Here is a 24685-nt window from a genome sequence, read left to right as displayed (position 1 = left end):
CAAACACGCAAGGATCACTCCGTGAACCAGATCCGGCCTGTGGCCTCCGGCGCTCCCTCCGAGGGGGGAGCGCCGGTGGCGCCCGACCTCGCCGAGCTGCTCAAGCTCTCCGGGCGGGGCGACGAGGCCGCCTTCGCCCAGCTGTACGACGCCACCTCCACGCGGGTCTTCGGGCTCGCGGTGCGCGTGGTCCGGGACCGGGCCCAGGCCGAGGAGGTCGCCCAGGAGGCCTTCACGGAGATCTGGCGTACGTCGGGCCGGTTCGACCCCGCCAAGGGCAGCCCGCTCGCGTGGATGCTCACGATCGTCCACCGCAAGGCGGTCGACCGGGTGAGGTCCGCCGAGGCGTCCACCCGACGCGACACGTCGTACCACCAGCAGAACCAGCCGGTCGACCACGACTCGACCGCCGAGGCCGCACACGCCTCGCTCGAGGCACACCGGGTCCGCAGCGCGCTGGCCACCCTCACCGAGGTCCAGCGCGAGGCACTGGAGCTGGCGTACTTCGGGGGATACACCCACACCGAGGTGGCGAGCATGCTCGACCTGCCGGTCGGCACCGCCAAGACCCGAATACGGGACGGCCTCATCAGACTCAGAGACACGATGGGAGTAGGAGCATGATCGACATCCACGCGCTGTCCGGCGCCTACGCCATCGACGCCCTCGACGACATCGAGCGCCCCCAGTTCGAGCGGCACCTCGCGGTGTGCGCCGACTGCCAGGCCGAGGTCGACAGCCTCCGCGAGGCCTCGGCACTGCTGCCCGAGACCACGATGGCTGCTCCGCCGGAGGGCCTCCGGGCCCGGGTCCTGGCCGACATCGCCGCGGTCCGCCCGCTGCCGCCGCTGACCGGCACCACCCTCCAGCCCGTCCCCGAGCCCGTCACCGGGCCGGTCGGCGAGGAGTCCGCCGCACCTTCGGCCCCCGGCACCGTCGTGCCGCTGCGCCGTCCGCTGCGCCGTCGCCTCACCGGCCTGGTCGCCGCCGCGGCCGCCGTGGCCGCGATCGGCACCGGCGCCGTCTGGCAGCCCTGGCACGACTCCAGCAGCCAGACCCAGCCCAGTGCCGCCGACCGGATCCGCAACGCTCCGGACGCGGTGACCGTGACCCAGCGCGTCGACGGCGGCCAGGCCACCGTGATCGCGTCCAAGTCGCTGAACCAGCTCCTCGTCAGCACCGAGGGCCTGCCCCCGCTGCCGGCGGGGAAGGTCTACGAGATGTGGCTCCAGGACGCCGACGAAGGCATGGTCCCGGTGCCCGGCGGGCTGATGACCGCGGCCGACGCGACCGTGGTGCTCGACGGCAACATCGCCAACGCGCTCGGGGCCGGCATCACCGTCGAGCCCGCCGGCGGCTCGCACGTCCCCACCACCGAGCCCGTGGCGCTCTTCGCCTTCGAGAACGCCTGATGCGCACGCCACCCAGCCGGGTCGCCGTCATCGGCTCCGGCGTCGCCGGGCTGACCGCTGCCTACGTCGCCTCCCGCACCGCCCACGTCACCCTCTTCGAGGCCGACGAGCGGCTCGGCGGTCACGCCGACACGCACCTCGTGCCGGAGGTCAGCAACGGGCAGAGCCGCGAGCTGGCCATCGACACCGGTTTCATCGTGCACAACCAGCGCACCTACCCGACCCTCCTCCGCCTGTTCGCCGAGCTCGGCGTGCAGACCCAGGAGTCGGAGATGTCGATGTCCATCCGCGACGACGAGACCGGCCTGGAGTGGGCCGGCGCGCTGGGTCGCAAGGGCGTCTTCCCGACGTCGGACAACCTGCGTCGTCCGGCGTACCTCCGGATGCTCACCGAGATCCCCCGCTTCCACCGCCGCGCCCGCGCGCTGCTGGCCGAGAGCCGCACCGACGCCGGCGACGACACCACGCTGCGCGAGTTCCTGCGCGCCGGCGGCTTCACCCCCTACTTCGCCCGCCACTTCATGGAGCCCGTCGTGGCCGCCGTGTGGTCGTGCGACCCCGAGGTCTCGCTGGACTACCCGGCCCGCTACCTCTTCTCCTTCCTCGAGCACCACGGCATGCTCTCGATCTACGGCTCGCCGACGTGGCGCACCGTCACCGGCGGCTCCCGCGAGTACGTCCGCCGCGTCGGCGCCGCCCTCCAGGAGGTCCGGCTCGGCGCCAAGGTCACCTCCGTGCTGGAGACCGCGACCGGGGTCGAGGTGACCGACGGCAACGGCGACACCACGACGTACGACGCCGTCGTGATCGCCACCCACCCGAGCCACGCGCTGACGATGCTGGCCGAGCCGACCCATGAGCAGCGGGAGGTGCTGGGCGCGATGCCCTACTCCCCCAACACCGCGCTGCTGCACACCGACACCTCGCTGCTGCCGCGGGCCGAGAACGCCCGCGCGTCGTGGAACTTCCGCCGCCCCCGGAGTGAGGGCGAGGGCGTCACGGTCACCTACGACCTGACCCGGCTCCAGCGCCTCGACACCGAGACCCACTACCTCGTGACGCTGGGTGGCGAGCACCTCGTCGACCCGACGACCGTGATCGACCGGATGGAGTACGAGCACCCGCTCTACAACCCCACCTCGGTCGCGGCCCAGCGACGCCTGCCCGCGCTGAACTCCGACCGGGTCGCCTTCGCCGGCGCCTACCACGGCTGGGGCTTCCACGAGGACGGTGCACGCTCCGGCCTGGCCGCGGTCGAGCACCTCGGACTCGCCTGGCCCGCCGCGCCGTCGGCACCCTCCGAGCGGGCCACGACCGGGGTCTACGAGACCACGATCCGGCACACCCGCCGGACGCCCTTCAGGCGCACGTTCACCCACCGCAGCCGCACCTGGGTCGTCGACCTCGACGCGCTGCCCGACCACGGGCCGCTCGCCCCGGTGCTGGGCAGCTTCGAGGCGCGCGACCACCTCGGGTCGCCCGACCGCACGATCCGCGAGAACCTCGAGGCGTTCCTCGCGCAGTCGGACATCGACCTGGCCGGCGGCCGGGTGCTGATGGCCGCGCAGCCGCGGGCGTTCGGCTACTGCTTCAACCCGATCAGCGTGTTCTGGTGCTTCGACGCCGACGGCCGGCAGGCCGCGACGGTCGTCGAGGTGCACAACACCTACGGCGACCGGCACGCCTACCTCGTCCACCCCGACGCCCAGGGCCGGGCCACGACGCCCAAGGCGATGTACGTCTCGCCGTTCCACGGCACCGACGGCACCTACGACCTCGCGGTCCCGGTGCCCGCCGGCCGCCTCCACGTGGCGGTCACGCTGCGCACGGAGGACGGCGCCCCGTTCAGCGCGTCCCTGACCGGGACGCCCCTCGGTCACCCCGACCGCACGACCGCCCTGCGCGCCGCACCCGCCGCGCTGGTCGGGTCGTTGTTGATCCGCGCCCACGGCATCTGGCTCTGGGCGCGCCGACTGCCGGTCCGCCCCCGACCGGCCCACCACCAGGAAGGCGTGACGAGATGACCCTCGCCCCCGCCCGCCAGGCGGCCAACTACTGGCCCGGCCTGGACGTGATCCCCTCCGGCCCCCGCTCCGCCGTCAGCTCGCGCGTGGCCCGCCGGCTCTTCCACGCCGCGGTCAACCGGCTCGACGTGACCGTGCACGTCGACGGCGAGACCATCGGCCGCGGTGGCCCCGAGGCCACCATCCACCGGTCCGAGGAGTTCTACGCCCGGATCGGCCGGCACCAGCTGATCGGCTTCGGCGAGGCCTACCTCACCGGGGCCTGGGACGCCGAGGACCTCGGCGCCTTCCTCACCGTGCTCGCGGCCGAGGTGCAGGACCTGGTCCCGCAGAACCTCCAGAAGCTCCGCGCCATGGTCGTGGCCCGCCCGCCGCGGATGCACCGCAACAGCACCAAGAACACCCGCGGCAACATCGCGCACCACTACGACCTCTCCAACGACCTCTTCGAGCTGTTCCTCGACGAGTCGCTGAGCTACTCCGCGGCGCTGTTCGAGTCCGACGTGACCACCGCCCACGACCACGTGGGCGACCACCTGGTCGCGGGGGCGCCGTACGCCGCGACGCACGAGCTGTTCGCCGAGGCGCAGGGCCGCAAGATCGAGCGCCTGCTCGACGAGGCCGGCGTCTGTCAGGGCTCGCGGGTCCTCGAGATCGGCTCCGGCTGGGGTGAGCTGGCCATCCGCGCCGCCCGCCGCGGTGCCCACGTCCACACCATCACTCTCTCGACCGAGCAGAAGGCCCTCGCCGACGCGCGGATCGCCGACGCCGGCTTCAGCGACCGCGTCGAGGTCGAGCTGTGCGACTACCGCGACGTGACCGGCTCCTACGACGCCGTCGTCTCGGTGGAGATGATCGAGGCGGTCGGCTGGCAGTACTGGCCGACGTACTTCGAGACGATCGACCGGGTGCTCGCGCCCGGCGGCAAGGTCGGCATCCAGGCGATCACCATGCCGCACGACCGGATGCGCGCCACCAAGAACACCTTCACGTGGATCAACAAGTACATCTTCCCCGGCGGCTTCCTCCCCTCCGTGCAGGTGATCGACGAGATCACCCGTGAGCACACCGACCTGCGCCTCACCGGCCGGCTGTCGATGGGCGCCCACTACGCCGAGACGCTGCGCCTGTGGGACGAGACGTTCCAGGCCGGTCACGACCGCGTGCTCGAGCTCGGCTTCGACGAGACGTTCCTGCGGATGTGGCACTTCTACCTGGAGTACAGCCGCGGCGGCTTCGCGTCGGGCTACATCGACGTCAACCAGCTGACCTTCACCCGCCCGACCGACCCGCAGGAGACCGCCCGATGACGCAGGTGCAGTACACGGTCTCGGCAGGCTCGACCAACGGCGGTGTCGACAGCGGGATCGCGCTCCGGCTCGCCGACGCCGTCCGCCCCTTCGTCGGTGGCGACCTGCCGGTGCGGCTCCGCGCCTGGGACGGCTCCGAGGCCGGCCCCGTCGACGCGCCGCTGGTCGAGCTGCGCTCGGTCGACGCCGTACGCCGCCTGCTGTGGCACCCGGGCGAGCTCGGCGCCGCCCAGGCCTACGTGACCGGCGAGCTCGAGGTGCACCACGACCTCGACCAGGCCCTCACCCACGCCTTCGCCGTGGCCCGCGAGCGGGGCCTCCCCGGTGGGCGGCCGTCGCCGGCAGCCCTCGCGCAGGCCGTCCGCACCGCCGTCGGCCTCGGAGCCCTCGGTCGCCCGCCGGCCGCCCCCGCCTCCCAGGCCAACATCAAGGGCCGGCTGCACAGCGCCCTGCGGGACCGGCGTGCGATCAGCCACCACTACGACCTCTCCAACGAGTTCTACTCATTGATCCTCGAGGAGTCGATGGCCTACTCCTGCGGCTACCACGCCACCCCGGACGTGTCCCTCGAGGAGGCGCAGCGCGCCAAGCTGTCGCTGGTCTGCACCAAGCTCGGCCTCGAGCCGGGGATGACGCTCCTCGACGTGGGCTGCGGCTGGGGGTCGCTCTCCCTGCACGCCGCTGAGCACTTCGGCGCCCGGGTCACCGGCGTCACGATCGCGGCCGAGCAGAAGAAGTTCATCGACGCCCGGATCGCCGAGCGGGGCCTCCAGGACCGGGTCGAGATCCGGCTCCAGGACTACCGCGAGGTGCCCGAGCGCGACCACTTCGACGCCGTGTCCTCCATCGAAATGGGCGAGCACGTCGGCGAGAAGAACTACCCGACGTACGCCGAGGTGCTGCGCCGCTCGGTCCGGCCCGGCGGCCGGGTGCTGATCCAGCAGATGTCGCGCACCGGCAAGTGGCCCGGCGGCGGCCCGTTCATCGAGTCGTTCATCGCCCCCGACATGTACATGCGGCCGGTCGGCGAGACCGTCGCCCACCTCGAGCGCGGCGGGCTCGAGGTCCGCGACGTGCACGGCCTGCGCGAGCACTACGTGCTGACGGTCGCCGGCTGGCTGGAGCGCTTCGAGGCCAACATCGAGCGGCTCACCGAGCTGGTCGGCGAGGAGGTCGTGCGCGTGTGGCGCCTCTACCTCGTCGGCGGCTCGATGTCCTTCCGCGACGGCCGGATGGGCGTCGACCAGATCCTCATGGTCCGCCCCGGCGCGCCGCACACGCTGCCGTCCCTCCGGACCTTCTGAACCACGGGATGATCGCCCGGTGAACCACTTCTGGACCGTCGTCGTCCTGTCGTTCCTCGCGGCCGCCCTCGTGATGACGGCGACCGCGCTCACCGCCCGCCGGGTCGGCCGCGTCGCCGTCGTCGACGTCGCGTGGGGCATCGGCCTCGTCGCGGTGGCGCTGGTCTGCGCGCTCGTGGCCGGCACCTGGCAGTCGTGGGTGCTGCTCGCGCTCGTCGCGGTGTGGGGCGCCCGGCTCTCGTGGCACATCTTCCGGCGCTCCAGCGGGGGCGGGCACCGCGAGGACCCGCGCTACGAGGCGATGCTCGGCGGCCCGCTGTCCGAGGTCGGCTTCGCGGTCGCGGTCCGCAAGGTGTTCCTCGTCCAGGGCGTGGCGATCTGGTTCGTCGGGCTGCCACTGCAGGCCGCGGCGATCTGGGGCGTCGCGTGGCCGGTCGTGGTCTGGGTCGGCGTGGCCGTCTGGCTGCTGGGCGTGGTGTTCGAGAGCGTCGGCGACGCCCAGCTGGCGGCGTACAAGGCGGACCCGCAGCGCGGACCGGTCATGGACCGCGGCCTGTGGGCGTGGACCCGGCACCCCAACTACTTCGGCGACGCGTGCGTCTGGTGGGGGCTCTGGGTCGCCGGCGGGCTGGCGTCCGGCTGGCTGCCGGCGGTGCTGACGATCATCGCGCCGGCGATGATGACCTACTTCCTCGTCTTCGCGACCGGGGCCCGGCTGCTCGAGCAGACGATGATGCGGCGACCGGGCTATCCGGAGTACGCCGCGCGGACGTCGATGTTCGTGCCCCTGCCGCCGAAGAAGCGCTAGGCCTCCTGGCCGTCCTGGTCCCTGCGCCTGCGCAGCCGCTCGCGCTCCTCCTCGGCGAGCCGCTCCCGCTCGCGCCGGGCCTGCTCGTGGCGGCGGCGCTGCTCCTCGGCCCGCTCGCGCACCTGCCGGAGGAACTCCTCGTCCTTGGCGGGATCGGCCGGCGCGGCACGACCGGGCCGGTCGTACTCCGGGAAGCCCGGCGCCTCCCGCTCGTGGGCCGACCGCCGCGCGTTGGTCTCCGCCCGCCCGGCGACCAGCCAGGCGATCGACCCCACCAGCGGGAAGATCAGCACGAGCAGCACCCACACCACCTTCGGCAGGTTGCGCATCCGCGCCTCGGGCGTGCTGATGACGTCGATGAGGCAGTAGACCCAGAGGGCGAAGGACACGACGGCCACGAGAAGGTCGAGCTTGATCACGCGCACAGTGTGGTCGACAGCACGCTCCCGAGGCACGCATTCCCGGCGTTTCCCCGGCCGCAACATCCGGCCCGTAGAGTCACGGAAGTGACCCGAGAGCCCGACGCCGAGCGCGAAGCCGGGTCCGACGCCGGGCTGGCCCGCGAGCTGTTCCGCCTGGCCTCGGCCGACAACTTCCGCGACGTGGCCGGCCCCGGCGCCGGCTATCCGACCGTCGACGGGGGCCGCGTGCGGCCCGGCGTGTTCTACCGGTCCAACGAGCTGCAGCTGACCGACGAGGACGTGCTGTCCCTGACCGGGCTCGGGCTGACCCGGATCCACGACCTGCGGGTCGCGGAGGAGACCGGCGCGCACCCCGACGCGGTCGTGCCCGGCGCGACCTGGCACGGCTTCCCGGTCCTCGGCATCCCGATGGAGGAGATCGCCTCGCTCGGCAGCCCCGAGGCGGCGATCGACATGATGGAGCGGATCTACGCCGGCTTCGTCGCGGACCCGGACTGCCGGGCGGCCTTCGGCGCGATGTTCGAGCAGCTCGCCGAGCCCGACGGGCCGCAGCTGTTCCACTGCACCGCCGGCAAGGACCGCACCGGCTGGGCCGCCGCGCTGCTGCTCCACCTCGCGGGCGTCCCCGAGGAGATCGTCCTCGCCGACTACCTCGCGACCAACGAGCTCGCGACGTCCAGCCGCGCGACGTACCTCGAGATCGTCTCCTCCGCCATGGGCGAGCACCTCGTCGAGACCTACGAGCGGGTGCTCGTCGCCGACGAGGCCTACCTCGGCCAGGCCTACTTCGCCGTCGCCGCGTCGTACGGGTCCCTGCACGCCTACCTCACCGAGGGACTCGGCCTCGGTGAGGGAGCGCTCGCGTCGCTGCGGGCCAAGCTGACCGGCTGACTCAGTAGGACTTCGGCAGCCCCAGCGAGTGCATGGCGACGAAGTTCAGGATCATCTCGCGGCTGACCGGCGCGATCCGGCCGGCGCGGGTGGCGACGAGGAGCCCGGCCATGCCGTACTCCTGCGTGATCCCGTTGCCGCCGTGGGTCTGCACGGCCCGGTCGGCGGCGTCGCAGGCGGCCTCGGCGGCGGCGTACTTCGCCATGTTCGCGGCCTCGCCGGCCCCCATGTCGTCGCCGGCGTCGTAGAGCGCGGCGGCCTTCTGGGTCATCAGCCGCGCCAGCTCGATCTCGATGTGCGACTGCGCGAGCGGGTGCGCGATGGCCTGGTGGGAGCCGATGGGCTCCTTGAAGACCGTGCGCTCCTTGGCGTACGCCGTGGCCTTGCCGAGCGCGAAGCGCGCCAGGCCGTTGGAGAACGACGCGGCCATGATCCGCTCGGGGTTGAGACCGGCGAACAGCTGCACCAGCCCGGCGTCCTCGTCGCCGACGAGCGCGTCGGCGGGCAGCCGGACGTCGTCGATGAAGACCTGGAACTGCGACTCGGGCGAGACGATCTCCATCGGGATGCGGGAGTACTCGAAGCCCTCGGCGTCGGTCGGGACCACGAACAGGCAGGGCTTGAGCTTCCCGGTCTTCGCGTCCTCGGTCCGCGCGACGACCAGCACGTTGTCGGCCTCGTCGACGCCGGAGATGTAGATCTTGCGGCCGTTGAGGACCCACCCGTCGCCGTCGCGGCGGCCGGTGGTGGTGATGTTGTGCGAGTTGGTGCCGGCGTCCGGCTCGGTGATCGCGAAGGCCATCGTGCTGGTGCCGTCGGCGATGCCGGGCAGCCAGCGGCGCTTCTGCTCGTCGGTGCCGTAGCGGCTGATCACGGTGCCGCAGATCGCCGGGCTCACGACCATCATCAGCAGCGGGCAGCCCTGGGCGGCGAGCTCCTCGCAGACGGCCGCGATGTCGCCGATGCCGCCGCCACCACCGCCGTACTCCTCGGGGATGTTGATCCCGAGGTAGCCGTTCTTGCCGATCTCCAGCCACAGGTCGGTGGTCTTGGCGCCCTTGCGGGCCTGCTCGGTGAAGTACTCGCGGCCGTACTTCGAGGCCAGCTTCGCGACCTGCTTGCGCAGCTCCTGGCGCTCCTCGGACTCACTGAACGCGATGGTCATGCTTCGTCTCCTTCGACAACGGCGAGCACGTCTCCGGCGGCGACCTGCGCGCCGGGCTGGACATCGATCTGGGTCACCGTGCCGGCCGTCGGGGCGCTCACGGTGTGCTGCATCTTCATGGCCTCCAGGACCAGCACGGCCTGGCCGGCCTCGACCTGCGCGCCGACCTCGACCGCGACCCGGACGACCGTGCCGGGCATCGGCGCGAGCAGGCTGCCGCTCGCCACGGCGTCGGCCGGGTCGGTGAAGCGGGGCACGAGCCTGAGCCGGACGTGGCCGGCCGGCGAGTCGACGTCGACGTCATGCGATCCGGTCGCCCCGACCGCCACGTCGTACGACGTCCGCACGCCGTCCTGCTCGAGCACCACCCGCTCGGGGCCGGCCGTCACGACGGTCAGGCCGTCGACCCGGTAGCCGTCGCGGCCGCCGAACCACTCGACCACCTCGGTGGTCGGCTCCCCTTCGGTGGTCGAGCTTGCCGAGACCACGAACTCGGTCCGCTGGGGATGGGCCACGACGTTGCGCCAGGCGACGGGGATGCCGCGCTGGACGGTGCGCTCCAGCCGGTCCCGCTCGGCCAGGGCGATCGCCGCGGCGACGGCGGCCCCGCGGTCGCCCTCGTCGGTCGAGCCTGTCGAGACCACGTCGGTCCGGTCGAAGAAGTCGGTGCTGACGTCGCCGGCGACGAACTCCGGCGACCGGAGGATCCGCACCAGCAGGTCGCGGTTGGTGACCAGCCCGTGCAGCCGCGCCTTGGCCAGCGCGTCGGCGAGCCGGCGGGCCGCCTGGTCGCGGGAGGTGCCCCACGCGATCACCTTGGCGAGCATCGCGTCGTAGTGAGTGGACACCTCGCTGCCGGACTCGAAGCCCGAGTCGAGCCGGATGCCCGGGCGGTTGAGGAGGTCGAACTCCCCGTCCACGCCGGGTACGTCGAACGTCGCCAGCGTCCCGCTCTGCGGCTGCCAGTCGGCGGCCGGGTCCTCGGCGTAGAGCCGGACCTCGATCGCGTGCCCGTAGGTCTCGCCGATCGCGCGCGCGTCGAGCGGCCGGTCCTCGGCCACGGTCAGCTGGAGGTCGACCAGGTCGACGCCGTGCACCAGCTCGGTGACCGGGTGCTCCACCTGGAGGCGGGTGTTCATCTCCAGGAACCAGAAGCGGCTGGTGTCCGCGGCGTCCACGAGGAACTCCACGGTGCCGGCGCCGCGGTAGTCGATCGCCGCGGCCGCGGCCCGGGCCGCCTCGTGCAGGGCGTGGCGGGTCGCGTCGGTGAGCCCGGGCGCCGGGGTCTCCTCGACCACCTTCTGGTGCCGACGCTGGAGGGAGCAGTCGCGCTCGCCGAGCACCAGCACCCCCTCGGCGTGGCCGACGACCTGGACCTCGACGTGCCGGCCGTGCTCGACGTAGGGCTCGACGAAGACCGTGCCGTCGCCGAACGCCGACTCGGCCTCGGCGGCCGCCTTCTCGATCTCACCGGGCAGGTGGCTGAGCGCCCGGACGATCCGCATGCCCCGGCCGCCACCGCCGGCGGACGCCTTGACCAGCAGCGGCAGGTCGGCCTCGGTGGCGGTGTCCGGCGTCAGGTTGGCCAGCACCGGCACCCCGGCGGCCTCCATCAGCTTCTTGGACTCCACCTTGGAGCCCATCTGCTCGATCGACTCCGGCGCGGGGCCGACCCAGGTCAGACCGGCGTCGACCACGGCCCGGGCGAAGTCGGCGTTCTCGGACAGGAAGCCGTAGCCGGGGTGGATCGCATCAGCGCCAGCCCGGCGGGCGGCGTCGAGGACGAGGTCCGCGCGCAGGTAGGTCTCCGCAGGGGTGGCGCCCGGCAGGCGCACGGCCACGTCGGCCTCGCGCACGAACGGCAGCCCCGCGTCGGCATCGGAGTGGACCGCGACGGTCTCGATGCCGAGGCGGCGGCAGGTCGCGAAGACCCGGCGGGCGATCTCGCCGCGGTTGGCGACGAGGAGTCTCTGGATGGTCATGCGGCCACATCCTGACCCGGGGTCGGGGTCCCCGTGGCGTTGTTCGTGGAGGAGCGAAGCGGGGGAACGAAGAACGTCATGGGGTGACCTCACATGCGGAAGACGCCGAAGCGGTCGGTGCCGCTGAACGCCTCGTTGTCGATCACGGACAGGCAGATGCCCAGGACGGTGCGGGTGTCCCGCGGGTCGATGACGCCGTCGTCGTAGAGCATCCCGGAGAGGAAGAACGGCAGGCTCTGCTCCTCCACGGACGCCTCGATGAAGGCGCGCATGCCGGCGTCGGCCTCCTCGTCGTACTCCTTGCCGCGCCCCTCCGCCGCCGCACGGGCGACGATCGACAGGACGCCCGCGAGCTGGGCCGGGCCCATCACGGCCGACTTGGCGGAGGGCCAGGTGAAGAGGAAGCGCGGGTCGTAGGCGCGGCCGTTCATGCCGTAGTTGCCGGCGCCGTACGACGCGCCCATGATCACCGTCAGGTGCGGGACCGTGGAGTTGCTGATCGCGTTGATCATCATCGCGCCGTGCTTGATGATGCCGCCCTGCTCGTACTCCTTGCCGACCATGTAGCCGGTCGTGTTGTGCAGGAACAGCAGCGGCGTGTCGGTCTGGTTGGCCAGCTGGACGAACTGCGTCGCCTTCTGGGCCTCCTCGCTGAACAGCACGCCCTGGGCGTTGGCGAGGATCCCCACCGGGCGGCCGTGGATCTTCGCCCAGCCGGTGACCAGCGACGTGCCGTAGAGCGGCTTGAACTCGTCGAAGACCGCGCCGTTGGTCGGGCTCACGCCGTCGCAGATCCGGGCGATCACCTCGCGCGGGTCGAACGGCTCCTTGAGGTCGGTGGGGATCAGGTCGAGCAGGCCGTCGGGGTCGGCGTCGGGCTCGGCGAAGTCCCCCTCCCCGGTGGTCGAGCCTGTCGAGACCCGAGCCTTGCGCCAGTTGAGCCGGGCGACGATCCGGCGCCCGATCCGGATCGCGTCGTGCTCGTCCTCGGCGAGGTAGTCGGCCAGGCCGGAGGTCCGGGCGTGCATCTCGGCGCCGCCGAGCGACTCGTCGTCGGACTCCTCGCCGGTGGCCATCTTCACCAGGGGCGGGCCGCCGAGGAAGACCTTGGCCTGCTCCTTGACCATCACCGTGTAGTCGCTCATGCCGGGCACGTAGGCGCCGCCGGCGGTCGAGTTGCCGAAGACCAGCGCGACCGTCGGCTTCTTGGCGGCGCTCGAGCGGGTGATGTCGCGGAAGAGCTTGCCGCCGGGGATGAAGATCTCCTTCTGCGTGGGCAGATCGGCGCCGCCGGACTCGACGAGCGCGACCGTTGGGAGACCGTTCTCCTCGGCGATCTGGCTGGCCCGGAAGATCTTGCGCACGGTCCACGGGTTGCTCGCGCCGCCCTTCACCGACGGGTCGTTGGCGGTGATCATGCACTCCACGCCCTCGATCACCCCGATGCCGGTGACCACGCTGGCGCCGACGGTGAAGTCCGAGCCCCAGCCGGCCAGCGGGCTCAGCTCGAGGAACGCGCTGCCGGGATCGACGAGCAGCTCGATCCGCTCGCGGGGCATCAGCTTGCCGCGGGCGTGGTGGCGGTCGACGTACTTCTCGCCCCCGCCGGCCACCGCCTTCGCGTGCTCGGCGTCGAGGTCGGCGAGCTTCTCGAGCATCGCCTCCCTGTTGGTCGAGCTCGTCGAGACCCCGCTCATGCGGTGTAGCCCAACAACTTGGCGGCCAGGTCGGTCAGCACCTCGGTCGCACCTCCTCCGATCGGCAGGATCCGGGCGTCGCGGTAGTGCCGCTCGACCTCGGTCCCGTGCATGTATCCCGTCCCGCCGTGCAGCTGGACGGCTTCGTTGCAGACGTACGTCGCGGCGTCGCAGGCGGTCTGCTTGGCCAGGCACGCCTCGGCGATCACGTTCTCTCCTGCCACATGGCGGGCGGCCACCTCACGCGTGTAGGTGCGGGCCACCTCCACCTGCCGGCGCATCTCGACGAGCTTGTGACGCACCACCTGGTTGGCGATGAGCGGCTTGCCGAAGGTCTCGCGCTCCCGGCAGTACGCCGCGGTGAGCCCGAGCGAGCGGGCCGCGATGCCGTAGGCGTGCACGGCCAGGCCGATCCGCTCGACGACGAACTGCTCGGCGATCTGGTAGAAGCCGGCGTTCTCCTGGCCGACCAGGTTGGCCACCGGGACGCGCACGTCGACGTAGGACAGCTCGGCGGTGTCGGAGCAGTGCCAGCCCATCTTGGACAGGGCCCGGTCGGCGGTGAAGCCGGGCGTGCCCTTCTCGACCACGAGCAGGCTCACCCCGGCGTGCCCGGGCTCCCCGGTGCGGACGGCCGTGGTCACGAAGTCGGCGCGGATGCCGCTGGTGATGAAGGTCTTGGAGCCGTTGACGACGTAGACGTCCCCGTCGCGCACGGCGGTCGTGCGGATCCCCGCGACGTCGGACCCGCCGCCCGGCTCGGTGACGGCGAGCGAGCCGATCGTCTCGCCGGCCAGCGTCGGGCGCACGAACCGGTCGATGAGGTCGGCGTTGCCCGACGCCGCGATGTGCGGCAGCGCGATGCCACCGGTGAACAGCGCCGCCATCAGCCCGCTGGACGCACCGGCCCCGAACATCCCCTCCTGCAGGTCGACCGAGTCCAGCAGGTCGCCGCCCTCGCCGCCGACGGACTCGGGGAAGGAGACACCGAGCAGTCCCTGCTTCGCGGCCGCGAGGTGGAGCGAGCGCGGGATCTGACCGGCGTCCTCCCACTCCTGCAGGTGCGGCGCCACCTCGCGCCGGGTGAACTCGGCCGCGATCTCACGCACGTTCACAGCAGCACCTCCTGGATGTGCACCGGCCGCGACCGCACCCACTCGCCGAGCCCCTTGGCCTGCGGGTCGAAGCGGGTCGAGGCCGCGACGCCCTGGCCGAGCAGCCCGCGGATCAGCACGTTGACCGCGCCGAGGTTGGGCAGCACGTAGACCTCGATCTCGAGGTCGGCCGCCTCCGGCACCAGCTCGCGCACCTTCTTGGGGGTGATCAGCTTGGTCAGCCAGGTGACGCGGGCGTCGTACTTGTCCGATCCGTCGTGAGTGATCCAGAGCCCGAGGTTGGCGTCGCCGCCCTTGTCGCCAGAGCGGGCGTGGACGAAGGTGCCGAGCGGCATCCGGCGGTTGAGGAGGTCGGCGGGGGCGGGGTAGGGCGAGGGCCGCAGCCCCTCGACCGGGTCCGGCTCGCTGAAGCCGGTGGGGTCGGCGACGCTCTCGCGGGTCCCGTCGGCGTGCACGACGGTGTGGGCGACCTGGTCACGGTCGACGTACTCGGGCCGGTAGACGCCGTACGGCGTGGGCGCGCTGGGCGGGGCGGTCATCGTGAAGCCGGGGTACGACGCGAGCGCGAGCTCGATCGCCGGGCCGGTGAACGCCTTGCCGACCGGGTCGGGCGAGGAGTCCATGACCGTGCAGCGCAGCAGGCAGGACGCGCCCTCCTCGGTGTCGGCGTCGGCCGGCGGGAGGGCGGTGCGGGTCCAGCTGACGGTGGCGGCCGTGAGCTGGGGGGTGAGCTGCTCGCGCACCCAGTCGGCCTTCGCCTCGATCTCGAGGCCGGTCAGCACGAACTCCGCGGTGTTGCGGAAGCCGCCGAGCTCGTTGACGCAGACCTTGAGCCGGGCGGGCGGCGGGCTGCCGACGACCCCGGAGACCGCCACCCGGTCGGTGTCCTGCTGCTCGAGCCGGATCGAGTCCAGGTGGGTGGTCACGTCGGGGCCGAGGTAGCGGGTCGACTGGATCTCGTAGACCAGCTGCGCGGTCACGGTGTCGACGGTGACGGCGCCGCCGGTGCCGGGGTGCTTGGTGACGACGAACGACCCGTCCGGGCCGATCTCGGCCAGCGGGAAGCCGAGCGGCGTGGGCCCCCCGGTGGTCGAGCTTGTCGAGACCGGCAGCGAGCGGAAGCCGGAGAAGTTGCCGCCCGTGGCCTGGGTGCCGCACTCGAGCACGTGGCCGGCGACGACCGCGCCGGCGAGCCGGTCGTGGTCCTCCGGTGACCAGCCGAAGCGAGCGACCGCCGGGCCGACGACGAGAGAGGCGTCGGTGACGCGCCCGGTGACCACGACGTCGGCGCCCTGCTCCAGCGCCCGGGCGATGCCGAAGCCGCCGAGGTAGGCGTTGGCCGTGAGCGCGCCCTCCCACAGGCCCAGCGGACGAAGGTCGTCGCCCTCGACGTGCGCGACCTTCGCGTCCAGGCCGAGGCCGGTCGCGACCTCGCGGAGGCGGTCGGCGAGCCCGGCGGGGTTGAGGCCCCCGGCGTTGGCGACGATCTTGACGCCGCGCTCGAGCGCGAGGCCGAGGCAGTCCTCGGCCTGCCGGACGAAGGTGCGGGCGTAGCCGAGGCTCGCGTCCTTCATCGTGTCCTTGCCGAGGATCAGCATGGTCAGCTCGGCGAGGTAGTCGCCGGTCAGCACGTCGAGCGGGCCGCCCTCGAGCATCTCGCGCATGGCCGAGAGCCGGTCGCCGTAGAAGCCGGAGCAGTTCCCGACGCGCAGCACGTCGCGGTGGTCGAGCTCGTCGAGACTCATCGGGGCGCCCGCCCCTCGCCCGCGGGGCCGGCGAAGGCCTGGGCGATCCCCAGCCAGCGCTCGGCGTCGTCCCCGACGGCGACCAGGTCGGTGTCGTCGCGGTGGACGCGCTGGGTGACGAGCAGGCAGAAGTCGTACGCCGATCCGCGCACCGACTGGGCGGCCTCCTCCGGGCCCCACGTCCAGATCTCGCCGCTCGGCGCCTTGAGCTCGATCCGGATCTCCTCCGCGGGCGGCTCGAGCTGGTGGACGGTGAACGCGAAGCCGCGGGTGCGCACCCCGAGGTGGGCGACGTTCCTGATCCGGTCGGTCGGCTCGGGCACGCAGTCGAGGGCCTCGTAGACGTCGAGCGAGTGCGCCCACGTCTCCATGAACCGCGCGGTGACCATCGAGGCCGGGCTCATCGGCGGGCCGAACCACGGCATCTTCTCGCCGGCCGGGAAGCCACGCAGGGCGTCGGTGAGCGCCGTACGCGCCTTGCCCCAGCGGGCCAGCAGGGCCGGGGGCGAGAGCCGGGCGACCTCGAGGGCGGCGGTGTCGACGAAGCCGGTCGGGTCCTCCATGGCCTGGAGCACGACCGCGTCCCACCCGGTCTTGTCGGTGGCCGCGAGCGTGGCCACCTCGTCGGTCCACAGCAGGTGGGCGACCTGGGTGGCGACGTCCCAGCCGGCGGCCGGGGTGGGCGTGCGCCACGCGGCCTCGTCGAGGCCGGCCACGGCGTTCCAGAGCTGGTCGCCCTCGGCCTTGAGGTCGGCGAGCAGGTCGTCGAGCAGCGTCATGCGGTCTCCGTCGTGGTCTGGTGGTGGATCTGTTGGTCGAGCACGTCGGCCCAGCGGTCGAGGATCCGGCCCCGGCGGCGACCGTCGTCGGTGATGGTGTCGGCGAGCCCGAGCCCGCGGACCAGGTCGAGCGTGGCCTGGACGAGCTCGCGTACGCCGGGCTGCTGCTCGTCGGCGCCCAGCGCCTCGACCGTGAGGCGGTGGGTCTCGCGACCGACCCGCTGCTCGAGCGGACCGACCGCGGCGAGCAGCTGCTCGTCGGTGCGGGCCGCGACCCAGAGCTCGAGCGCGGCGGTGAAGACGGGCGAGGAGAAGTGGTCGCCCAGCACGCGCAGCACCGCCCGGCTGCGGCCCTTGCCGCGGGGCAGGCCGGACAGCGCCTCGGCGAGCTCGGCGCCGCGCAGCTCGGTGAGGTGCTCGACGGCGGCGACCACGAGGTCGTTGCGGGTCGGGAAGTGGTGGAGCTGCGCCCCCCGGCTCACGCCGGCGCGCTCGGAGACGACGGTCGTCGTGGTGCCGGAGAAGCCCCGCTCGACGAGCACCTCGACGGTGGCCTCCAGCAGCCGCAGCCGCATCGCACGGCTCCGGTCCGCCTGGGGCACCCGGGTGGTCGTCGTCACCCGGCCATCGTGGCCGCGCACAAACAAACAGTCAAGACTGACTTTAAGTGGGTGAGACGGGGCGGAGGGATAGTCCGGCACGTTTCTGTCGCCCTCGGCCCGACAGAACAACGGAAAGGTGCCGGACTATCCCCTCGACTCAGTCCAGCCGGGCCACCAGCGGCAGCCCCGACCGGACCGACAGCCCGACCACGAGCGCGGTGAGCAGCGACAGCACGACGACCAGGCCCAGGATCAACGCCCACGGGACGGCCAGGTAGTGCGTGGGGGCGTCGGAGCCCGGCGGCATCCAGCCGTTGCCGGTGAGGGGGTAGGTGATGGCGACGCCGGGGATGAACCCCACCCCGACGCCCAGCAGCGCGCCGACCACGCCCACGACCACGGCGTACGCCGCCGCGACACCCCGTCGCATGCCCGGCGAGGCCCCGACCGCCGACAGGGTCGCCAGGTCGGGCCGGGCGTCGGAGAGGGCCAGGAAGGTCGCGGTGAGGGTGCCTCCCAGCATCAGCACGGCGCCGAGGGCGAAGAGCACCCACTGGATGATCCGGCTGGAGTCCGGCGCGACGTACCCTCGCTCGACGTAGAGCGCCGGGGCGTCCGAGATCGCCGCGAGCGCCTCGTCGACGTTGGTCTGCTGCTGCTCGGAGATGTCGGTGCCGCTCAGGACGAGACCCACGGTCGCGACGGGGATGCCGAGCCGCTGCGCCGCCGCGGCGGAGACCACCCCCTGCGGACCGGCGGTCGCGCCGGTGACCCGGACGATCGCGGCCGGAGCGGTGCCGGTGACGGCCGGTCGAGCCTTGCCGCGGTCGTCGTAGGTGCGGACCCGCACGGTGACCTCGCCGGTGGCCGGCGGGTGCTCGTCGAAGTAGCCGTCGGAGAAGGCCACGATCCCGCCCGCGGACAGCGCCGCGTCGGCACGGGCCCGGTCGGCGTCGCTGATGCCGATCAGCCCGGGCGGCAGGTGGTCCCCGGCCACGAGCAGGTCCGACCCGAGCGAGGACCCGTAGCTGCCCATGAGCCGGCGGTGCTGCGCCAGCCGCAGCTGGATGTCGGCGTAGCCGTTCGCGGGGACCGCGAGACCCCGCACGTCCTCGACGGTCGCGCCGGGCACCTCGCGCTCGACAGCACGGCGGTACGCCGGCCAGTCGCCGTCGTCCTGGCCGGGAGCGGTGACCAGGCCGATCCCGGACGCCAGGGTCGGCACGTACGTCGCCTCGTTCTGCGCCTCGTCGCTGGACGTGGCGATCCCGAGGGCCACCACCCCCGCGACCGTGGCGGCCACCGCCGCGACGGCCGGGACGGTCCGCGACCGGTGCCGGGCCGCGTCGCGGGCGGCGTAGCGCAGCGTCAGGGGCAGGCGGGCCGACAGCGCGGACACGGCGACCAGCACGACCGGGACGAGCAGGATCATGCCGAGCACGGAGACGATCGCGGCACCGGCGATGAAGTACTCGCCGTTGCCGCCCGCCCCGCGTGAGCCGTACGCCGCCCCCGCGACTCCCGCCCCGAGCAGCAGGAGTCCCAGGAGGGGCGAGCGCAGCGAGGGCCGCTTGTCGCTCCGCCGCCCGGCCAGCACCGCCACGACGTCCTGGCGGGAGGCGATCGTGGCCGGGACGACCGCCGCCAGGAACGCGCTGAGCAGGCCGAAGCCCGCGATCCCGAGCAGGTGCGGCCACGGCACCTCGAACGGGCCGAACCAGGTGCCGGAGTAGGCCTGGGCCACCGGCACGAGCGCCCGGCCCACCCCGATGCCCGCGGCCACACCGGCGAGGGCGGCGAGCCCGCCGAGCACCACCGCGCTGCCGAGGACGACGCGCCGGGCCTGGGCGGGCGTGCCCCCGGTGGCCGACATGAGGGCGAGGCTGCGCGACTGCCGGCGCGCGCCGACGGCGAACGCCGGGCCCGCGAGCAGCACGACCTCGATGAGCGCCATCACGATGACCAGCACCACGATCGCGACGAACGCGTTGCGGCCGGGGTCGATGTAGTCGCGCACCTCCGGAGGCAGCGGCGGCGGGTCGAGCACGACGGCCCGGGAGAGCACCGAGGCGCCCCGGGCGTTGAGGCCGAGCACCTGTGTCCAGCTCACCGGGTCGCCGTCGACGAGCCAGGAGGTGGCGCCGTACGTGTCGAGGTCCAGGCTGCCGATCGGGCCGGCGACCTCCGGGTAGTCGCGGTTGGTGGCCGACTCGGCGATGCCGACGATGGTGGGGTCGGGCGCCCCCTCGGTCGTCGTGTCCAGGGAGTCGCCGACGGCGTACCCCTTGGCGGCGAGCGCGGCGTTGACGACGACCTCCCCGGCCTTCTGCGGCAACCGACCGGAGGTCAGCCGGTAGAGCCCGGTGGTGAGCGGGTCGCCGAGGTCGACCTCGGTGCCGATCGCGTCGCCGTCGCCCTTGGCGGTGCGGAAGGACACCTGGCCCGAGCGCTCCTCGACCAGTCTGGCGCCGCCCAGAGCCCCGGCGACCTGCGCGGCCGTGAGCCGCGGGTCCTTCGCGTCGCCGCCGCTCATCATCGCCTGGTCCGGGTCGGGTCCCTGGTGGACGAAGCTGGTCCCCTGCTGGACGGTCACCTTGGCCTCGGCGGTGCCGAGGCGGCGGTCGAGCGACTCGGCGCTGTTGACGTCCTGGGTGCGGAGCACGACGTCGGCCGCGGTCACGCCGAGCACCGGCAGCGCGATCATCACCAGCACGAGGATGCTGCGCCCCCGTGCGCGCAGCCCCTCGCGCCGGGCCAGCCGCAGCGACAGTCGCCAGCCGGCCAGCCAGGCGTTCACCGGCTGCCCGACTCGAGCAGCACGTCGACCGGGTCGGCGCCGGACTCGTCGACGACGACGCCGTCGCGGAGGAAGACCACCCGGTCGGCCCAGGCGGCGTGCCGGGCCTCGTGGGTGACGAGCACCCCCGCGGCGCCGGCGTCGCAGCGGGCCCGCAACAGCCGCAGGATCTCCTCCCCGGTCTCGGTGTCGAGCGCGCCCGTGGGCTCGTCGGCCAGGATCAGCCGCCGCTCACCCACGATGGCGCGGGCGATCGCGACCCGCTGCTGCTGGCCGCCGGACATGTGGTCGGGGAACCGGTCCCAGAGGTGACCGATGCCGACCTCGTCGAGCGCGGCCCGGGCAGCCCTCCGCGCGGCGCCCGGGCGCTCGCCGTCCAGCTCCCGCGGGAGGGCGACGTTCTCGGCGGCGGTCAGGGCCGGGATCAGGTTGAAGTCCTGGAAGACGTAGCCCACCGACGTACGGCGCATCCGGGCGCGGCCCTTGGTGCCGAGCGTGGCCAGGTCGACCCCCTCGACCGCCACCGTGCCGGACGTGGGGGCGTCGAGCCCGCCGGCCAGGGTCAGCAGCGTCGACTTGCCCGAGCCGGACGGGCCCATGACCGCGACCAGCTCGCCGGGCCGGGCAGCGAAGGAGATGCCGCGGAGCGCCTGCACCGCCGTCTCGCCCTCGCCGTGGACGCGGGTGACGCCGGTGAGCTGCAGGACGGCGTTCATCGGACCGTCTCCTCGTCGCGCGCGAGGGCACCGGCGGGCGCAGGGGCGTCCGGGCGCTCGAGCGCGGCCCGCCGCAGCCGCGCCTCGCAGTGGTCCAGCCACCGGATCTCCGCCTCGGCGGCGAACACCAGGGAGTCGAGCACCAGCGACCAGGCCAGGTCGCTCGGGGCCGTGGGCGTCGCGGCGCGGCCGCTGCGCTTGAGCCGCGTGTAGTCCTGGAGCGCGGCCATCGTGGCGCTGCGCTGCTGCTGGATGACCCGGCCGACGTCGACGCCCGGCACGGTCACGGCCAGCGCCAGCTTGATCGCGAGCTCGTCGCGCGGCGGCTGGGTCCGGGCGACCGGCGTGGTGAACCAGGTCGAGACCTCGTCGCGGCCGGCGTCGGTGACCCGGTAGATGACGTGGCCCTCGTCGTCGGCCCCGGCCCCCTCGACCAGGCCGTCCCGCTCCAGCCGGGTGAGGGTGGTGTACACCTGCCCGACGTTGAGCGGCCAGGTCGACCCGGTCCGCTGCTCGAACTCCGCGCGGAGCTGGTAGCCGTACATCGGCCCCTGCTCCAACAGCGCCAGCAGTGCCTGCTTGACCGACATCCTCGTGCCTCCCGACGGGCCGCACCGGCCCCCGTGGCCGATGAATACCCGGTATGCATACCACGTAGGCACCTCGACGCGGAAGCATCCTGCCGATTTCCTGCGCGCGACACGTTTCCCCCACACGTCACGGGGCATGACCCGGGCCACACGCGTCACTACGCTGACGTCCACGAGCGCCCGGCCCGGGCGCCACTCTCGAGGGGGAACCACATGTCCGACTACGGCACCCCGCCGCAGGACCCCACCCAGCCCAACCCGTACGGCGAGCCGCCGGCCCAGACCAACCCCTACGGCCAGCCGCCGGCCTACGGCCAGCCCGCCTACGGCCAGCAGCCCGGCTACGGCATGCCCACGGCCCAGGCCTACGACTACGCGGGCTGGCCCAAGCGCGTCGGTGCCTACCTGATCGACGGCCTGATCCTGCTGCTCGCCTACATCCCGGCCTACGTCGGCACGGCGGTCAACGCGAACAGCTCCGACGGCGCCACGGCCGCGGGCCTGCTGCTGACCCTGGTCGGGATCGTGCTCTACATCGGCGTCTTCGTGTGGAACACCTGCATGAAGGCCGGCCGCACGGGCTACTCCATCGGCAAGGGCGTCCTCGGCATCAAGCTGGTCAACGAGGGCACGGGCCAGCCGATCGGCGCCGGCATGGCGTTCGTCCGCCAGCTCGCGCACATCATCGACGCGCTCCCCTGCTACCTCGGCTTCCTGTGGCCGCTGTGGGACTCCAAGCGCCAGACCTTCGCCGACAAGATCCTCAAGACCGTCGTCGTCAACCAGCCCAAGGGCTGACCCCGCCCCGAAGGATCAGCGGCGTCGCTCCTTGCGCTCCCTCTCCAGCTCGGCGCGGTAGGTGTGCGCGTCGACCTGGATGGTGTGGCGCTTGGAGGCGACGTAGCGCTTGCGGATCGCCTCGTCGTACGACGCGATCTGGGCGCGCATCTCGGCCACGGGCGGCAGGTGCACCTCGCCGGCGATCAGGTCGGCGACCCAGTGGGCCTGCTGCTCGGCCAGCGGCATCACCGCGCCGAGCGGCTGGATGAGGCCCACGAAGTAGAGCCCGGGGTGGTCCGGCGAGACCACCCGCCGGTAGAGGTCGACGTGGTTGTCCCGGGCCCGGACCACGGTGTCGTCGAGGAACGGGAACGTCACCTTGTAGCCCGTGCAGTAGACGACCACGTCGGCCTCGACCGCGGTGCCGTCGGTGAAGAACACCTTCGAGCCCTCGAAGCGGTCGAGGTTGGGCTTCACGCTGATGTCGCCGTGCCCGAGCCGGCTCAGCAGGTCGTCGCTGATCGTCGGGTGCGCCTCCAGCACGTCGTGGTCGGGCTGCGGCAGGCCGTAGTCGGTCATCTTCCCGACCGCCAGCCGCAGCATCGCCTTCATGCCGGCCTTCTGCAGCGCCAGCGGCCCGCGGGCCAGGGGCGAGTTCGTGAGGTGGTCGGTGGGGACGCCGAAGAGGTACTTCGGCAGCACGTAGGCGCCCCGGCGCATCGCGAGGTAGGTCTCGCGGGCCACCCGGGAGGACTCGACCGCGATGTCGGTGGCGGAGTTGCCGATGCCGAGCACCACGACCCGCTTGTCCTCGAAGAGGTCCGGGGTCCGGTAGTAGTGCGCGTGGACCTGCTCGCCGGGGAACGTCTCGGCGCCCGGGAAGCCCGGCTCCGGCCAGCGCGGGTCCCAGTGGTGGCCGTTGGCCACGATCACGTGGTCGTAGTGGCGGGTCTCGGACCCGCGGGCGGTGTCGCGGTGCCGGACGGTGACGTCGTAACCGCCCTCCCCGGCGGTCGAGCGGCCCCCGGTGGTCGAGCCTGCCGAGACCTTCACGACCTCGGTGCGGAACGTGATCCGCTCGCGCAGCCCGAAGGCGTCGACGAAGTCGTCGAAGTACGTCGCGATCTGCCAGTGGCTCGGGTAGTCGGGGTAGGTCTCGGGCATCGGGAAGGCGGCGTACTCCATCGCGGTCCGCGAGGTGTTGATGTGCAGCGACCGATAGGCCGAGCTGACGCCGTTGTCGTTGCCGTAGCGCCAGTTGCCGCCGACGCCGGAGCCCATCTCGAAGCAGTCGAAGTCGACGCCGCGCGCGGCCAGCACCTGGGCGGCGGTGATGCCCGACGAGCCGGCGCCGATGATGCAGGCGCGGGTCACGCCGACTGCCACAGGCCCATGCTGTTGCCCTCGACGTCCTTGAAGTAGGCCGCCCACCCCATGTCGCCGACCTGCTGGCGACCCAGCAGCGTCTGCCCGCCGAGCTCCTCGATCTTCGCCAGCGACGCGTCGATGTCCTCGACGTCGATGACGACGATCGGGCTCTCGTTGGGGCTCTCGCGACGCAGCATCCCGCCGTTGATGAAGCCGGGCTCGGTGGCGCCCTGGTCACCCGTCGGCCCCGTGGTCACCAGCGTGTAGGACATCTCCGGCATCTCGATGAGGTTCCAGCCGAAGACCTCGCGGTAGAACGCCTGTGCGCGCCCCGCCTCGTCGAAGGGAATCTCGAAGTGCACGACCCGTCCGCTCATGGCATCGGACACTACGCGAGACTCCCGGACATGAGCAGAGGTACAGCGAAGACCGTCCTGATCACCGGCGCCTCCAGCGGACTGGGCGCCGAGATGGCCCGCCAGTTCGCGGCGCTCGGCCACGACCTCGCGCTCTGCGCGCGACGCCTCGACCGCCTCGAGGAGCTGCGCGCGGAGATCCTGGCCGCCCATCCGGACCGCCGCGTCGAGATCCGCACGCTCGACGTGACCGACGACGACCAGGTCTTCGAGGTCTTCCGCGGGTTCGCCACCGACTTCGGCAGCATCGACCGGGTCGTCATCAACGCCGGGCTCGGCAAGGGCGCCCCGCTGGGCACCGGCGGCTACGCCGCCAACCGCGAGACCGCGATGACCAACTTCGTCGCCGCACTCGCCCAGAGCGAGGCCGCGATGGAGATCTTCCGCGCCCAGGGCGCCGGCCACTTCGTGATGATCTCGTCGATGTCGGCCATGCGCGGGCTGCCGAAGACGATGACGACGTACGCCGCCACCAAGGCCGGTGTCGCCCACCTCGCCGAGGGCCTGCGCAACGAGCTGCACGGCACGCCCATCAAGGTCACCGTGCTCTACCCCGGCTACATCGCCTCGGAGATGAACGAGCAGGTCGCCCAGAGCACCCCGATGATGGCGAGCACCGAGAAGGGCGTGCGGGCGATGGTCGACGCCATCGAGAAGGGGAAGGACTCCGCCTGCGTGCCCGCGCTCCCCTGGGCGCCACTGTCGCTGGTCATGAAGCACGCGCCACTGCCGGTGTTCAAGAAGCTGATGTAGCCGGAGCGC

The 24685-nt window shown here is 72.7% G+C and carries 22 protein-coding genes; 9 read left to right on the top strand and 13 right to left on the bottom strand.

From position 1 onward, the window contains the following. Positions 1–21 precede the first annotated feature (21 nt). Genes sigK through EJF31_RS11775 form a run of 6 tightly spaced genes read left to right on the top strand, consistent with a single transcriptional unit; the run spans position 22 to position 6858 of the window. Complete coding sequence (gene sigK, locus EJF31_RS11800; protein ID WP_125037219.1) at positions 22–624, top strand: ECF RNA polymerase sigma factor SigK; 603 nt, start codon at positions 22–24, stop codon at positions 622–624. Beyond that, the gene (locus EJF31_RS11795; RefSeq protein WP_125037218.1) at positions 621–1412 is read left to right on the top strand and encodes an anti-sigma factor domain-containing protein; all 792 of its coding nucleotides are present in this window, start codon (positions 621–623) and stop codon (positions 1410–1412) included. Before sigK ends, EJF31_RS11795 begins: the two co-directional genes overlap by 4 nt. Beyond that, positions 1412–3436, top strand: coding sequence for an FAD-dependent oxidoreductase (locus tag EJF31_RS11790; RefSeq protein WP_125037217.1), 2025 nt, complete (start codon positions 1412–1414; stop codon positions 3434–3436). The genes EJF31_RS11795 and EJF31_RS11790 overlap by 1 nt, the downstream gene beginning before the upstream one ends. Further along, the gene (locus EJF31_RS11785; protein ID WP_125037216.1) at positions 3433–4746 is read left to right on the top strand and encodes a cyclopropane-fatty-acyl-phospholipid synthase family protein; all 1314 of its coding nucleotides are present in this window, start codon (positions 3433–3435) and stop codon (positions 4744–4746) included. The genes EJF31_RS11790 and EJF31_RS11785 overlap by 4 nt, the downstream gene beginning before the upstream one ends. Then, complete coding sequence (locus tag EJF31_RS11780; RefSeq protein WP_125037215.1) at positions 4743–6050, top strand: cyclopropane-fatty-acyl-phospholipid synthase family protein; 1308 nt, start codon at positions 4743–4745, stop codon at positions 6048–6050. Before EJF31_RS11785 ends, EJF31_RS11780 begins: the two co-directional genes overlap by 4 nt. 19 nt (positions 6051–6069) lie before the next feature. After that, positions 6070–6858 carry a DUF1295 domain-containing protein gene (locus EJF31_RS11775; protein WP_260430794.1) on the top strand — a complete coding sequence of 263 codons (789 nt, stop codon included), beginning with the start codon at positions 6070–6072 and terminating at the stop codon, positions 6856–6858. Here EJF31_RS11775 and EJF31_RS11770 read toward each other — a convergent pair. Next, on the bottom strand, positions 6855–7277 hold the full coding sequence (locus EJF31_RS11770; RefSeq protein ID WP_260430793.1) for a PLD nuclease N-terminal domain-containing protein: 423 nt from the start codon (positions 7275–7277) through the stop codon (positions 6855–6857). The two genes, EJF31_RS11775 and EJF31_RS11770, sit on opposite strands and share 4 nt — an antisense overlap. An 87-nt stretch (positions 7278–7364) precedes the next feature. Between EJF31_RS11770 and EJF31_RS11765 the strand changes: the two genes are divergently transcribed. Next, the gene (locus tag EJF31_RS11765; RefSeq protein WP_185736218.1) at positions 7365–8171 is read left to right on the top strand and encodes a tyrosine-protein phosphatase; all 807 of its coding nucleotides are present in this window, start codon (positions 7365–7367) and stop codon (positions 8169–8171) included. Between the two features lies 1 nt (position 8172). Here the strand turns inward: EJF31_RS11765 and EJF31_RS11760 are convergent, their stop codons facing one another. The 10 genes from EJF31_RS11760 to EJF31_RS11715 all read right to left on the bottom strand — a co-directional run bounded on the left by EJF31_RS11760 (position 8173) and on the right by EJF31_RS11715 (position 21359). Next, on the bottom strand, positions 8173–9336 hold the full coding sequence (locus EJF31_RS11760; RefSeq protein WP_125037212.1) for an acyl-CoA dehydrogenase family protein: 1164 nt from the start codon (positions 9334–9336) through the stop codon (positions 8173–8175). Further along, positions 9333–11318 (bottom strand): biotin carboxylase N-terminal domain-containing protein, encoded by a 1986-nt coding sequence (locus EJF31_RS11755; RefSeq protein WP_125037211.1) that lies wholly within the window; start codon positions 11316–11318, stop codon positions 9333–9335. Before EJF31_RS11755 ends, EJF31_RS11760 begins: the two co-directional genes overlap by 4 nt. An 89-nt stretch (positions 11319–11407) precedes the next feature. Then, complete coding sequence (locus EJF31_RS11750) at positions 11408–13015, bottom strand: acyl-CoA carboxylase subunit beta (protein WP_125037210.1); 1608 nt, start codon at positions 13013–13015, stop codon at positions 11408–11410. Next, entirely contained in the window at positions 13012–14130 is a 1119-nt protein-coding gene (locus tag EJF31_RS11745) for an acyl-CoA dehydrogenase family protein (RefSeq protein WP_307718973.1), read from the bottom strand. The genes EJF31_RS11750 and EJF31_RS11745 overlap by 4 nt, the downstream gene beginning before the upstream one ends. Beyond that, the gene (locus EJF31_RS11740; RefSeq protein WP_125037209.1) at positions 14127–15875 is read right to left on the bottom strand and encodes an acyclic terpene utilization AtuA family protein; all 1749 of its coding nucleotides are present in this window, start codon (positions 15873–15875) and stop codon (positions 14127–14129) included. The genes EJF31_RS11745 and EJF31_RS11740 overlap by 4 nt, the downstream gene beginning before the upstream one ends. After that, a complete protein-coding gene (locus EJF31_RS11735) occupies positions 15872–16654 on the bottom strand; it encodes a TIGR03084 family metal-binding protein (protein ID WP_125037208.1) in 783 nt (260 codons plus the stop codon). Before EJF31_RS11735 ends, EJF31_RS11740 begins: the two co-directional genes overlap by 4 nt. Beyond that, positions 16651–17274 (bottom strand): TetR/AcrR family transcriptional regulator, encoded by a 624-nt coding sequence (locus EJF31_RS11730; RefSeq protein WP_260430792.1) that lies wholly within the window; start codon positions 17272–17274, stop codon positions 16651–16653. The genes EJF31_RS11735 and EJF31_RS11730 overlap by 4 nt, the downstream gene beginning before the upstream one ends. Before the next feature lie 139 nt (positions 17275–17413). Continuing rightward, complete coding sequence (locus EJF31_RS11725) at positions 17414–20053, bottom strand: FtsX-like permease family protein (protein WP_125037207.1); 2640 nt, start codon at positions 20051–20053, stop codon at positions 17414–17416. Continuing rightward, positions 20050–20769 carry an ABC transporter ATP-binding protein gene (locus EJF31_RS11720; protein ID WP_125037206.1) on the bottom strand — a complete coding sequence of 240 codons (720 nt, stop codon included), beginning with the start codon at positions 20767–20769 and terminating at the stop codon, positions 20050–20052. Before EJF31_RS11720 ends, EJF31_RS11725 begins: the two co-directional genes overlap by 4 nt. Beyond that, on the bottom strand, positions 20766–21359 hold the full coding sequence (locus EJF31_RS11715; protein WP_125037205.1) for a PadR family transcriptional regulator: 594 nt from the start codon (positions 21357–21359) through the stop codon (positions 20766–20768). The genes EJF31_RS11720 and EJF31_RS11715 overlap by 4 nt, the downstream gene beginning before the upstream one ends. 213 nt (positions 21360–21572) lie before the next feature. Here EJF31_RS11715 and EJF31_RS11710 point away from each other — a divergent pair, with 213 nt between their 5' ends. Next, a complete protein-coding gene (locus tag EJF31_RS11710; protein WP_125037204.1) occupies positions 21573–22157 on the top strand; it encodes an RDD family protein in 585 nt (194 codons plus the stop codon). A gap of 15 nt (positions 22158–22172) precedes the next feature. On the opposite strand, the gene EJF31_RS11705 is transcribed toward EJF31_RS11710, so the two are convergent. Both EJF31_RS11705 and EJF31_RS11700 read right to left on the bottom strand, forming a co-directional pair. Next, entirely contained in the window at positions 22173–23525 is a 1353-nt protein-coding gene (locus EJF31_RS11705; protein ID WP_221767531.1) for an NAD(P)/FAD-dependent oxidoreductase, read from the bottom strand. Next, positions 23510–23884: a VOC family protein gene (locus tag EJF31_RS11700; RefSeq protein WP_125037203.1), complete on the bottom strand. Its 375-nt coding sequence runs from the start codon at positions 23882–23884 to the stop codon at positions 23510–23512. The genes EJF31_RS11705 and EJF31_RS11700 overlap by 16 nt, the downstream gene beginning before the upstream one ends. A 30-nt stretch (positions 23885–23914) precedes the next feature. On the opposite strand from EJF31_RS11700, the gene EJF31_RS11695 reads away from it, so the two are divergent. Further along, complete coding sequence (locus EJF31_RS11695) at positions 23915–24676, top strand: SDR family oxidoreductase (protein WP_125037202.1); 762 nt, start codon at positions 23915–23917, stop codon at positions 24674–24676. Positions 24677–24685 lie beyond the last annotated feature (9 nt).

The organism is Nocardioides sp. LS1 (assembly GCF_003865225.1).
Lineage (GTDB): Bacteria > Actinomycetota > Actinomycetes > Propionibacteriales > Nocardioidaceae > Nocardioides > Nocardioides ginsengisegetis.
This window is presented reverse-complemented; position numbering and strand designations above follow the sequence as displayed.

Coding starts and splice junctions, on each gene's coding strand:
- EJF31_RS11795 (WP_125037218.1), top strand. CDS start 621: ATGATCGACATCCACGCGCTGTCCGGCGCCTACGCCATCGACGCCCTC.
- EJF31_RS11790 (WP_125037217.1), top strand. CDS start 1,412: ATGCGCACGCCACCCAGCCGGGTCGCCGTCATCGGCTCCGGCGTCGCC.
- EJF31_RS11785 (WP_125037216.1), top strand. CDS start 3,433: ATGACCCTCGCCCCCGCCCGCCAGGCGGCCAACTACTGGCCCGGCCTG.
- EJF31_RS11780 (WP_125037215.1), top strand. CDS start 4,743: ATGACGCAGGTGCAGTACACGGTCTCGGCAGGCTCGACCAACGGCGGT.
- EJF31_RS11760 (WP_125037212.1), bottom strand. CDS start 9,336: ATGACCATCGCGTTCAGTGAGTCCGAGGAGCGCCAGGAGCTGCGCAAG.
- EJF31_RS11755 (WP_125037211.1), bottom strand. CDS start 11,318: ATGACCATCCAGAGACTCCTCGTCGCCAACCGCGGCGAGATCGCCCGC.
- EJF31_RS11750 (WP_125037210.1), bottom strand. CDS start 13,015: ATGAGCGGGGTCTCGACGAGCTCGACCAACAGGGAGGCGATGCTCGAG.
- EJF31_RS11740 (WP_125037209.1), bottom strand. CDS start 15,875: ATGAGTCTCGACGAGCTCGACCACCGCGACGTGCTGCGCGTCGGGAAC.
- EJF31_RS11735 (WP_125037208.1), bottom strand. CDS start 16,654: ATGACGCTGCTCGACGACCTGCTCGCCGACCTCAAGGCCGAGGGCGAC.
- EJF31_RS11720 (WP_125037206.1), bottom strand. CDS start 20,769: ATGAACGCCGTCCTGCAGCTCACCGGCGTCACCCGCGTCCACGGCGAG.
- EJF31_RS11715 (WP_125037205.1), bottom strand. CDS start 21,359: ATGTCGGTCAAGCAGGCACTGCTGGCGCTGTTGGAGCAGGGGCCGATG.
- EJF31_RS11710 (WP_125037204.1), top strand. CDS start 21,573: ATGTCCGACTACGGCACCCCGCCGCAGGACCCCACCCAGCCCAACCCG.
- EJF31_RS11700 (WP_125037203.1), bottom strand. CDS start 23,884: ATGAGCGGACGGGTCGTGCACTTCGAGATTCCCTTCGACGAGGCGGGG.
- EJF31_RS11695 (WP_125037202.1), top strand. CDS start 23,915: ATGAGCAGAGGTACAGCGAAGACCGTCCTGATCACCGGCGCCTCCAGC.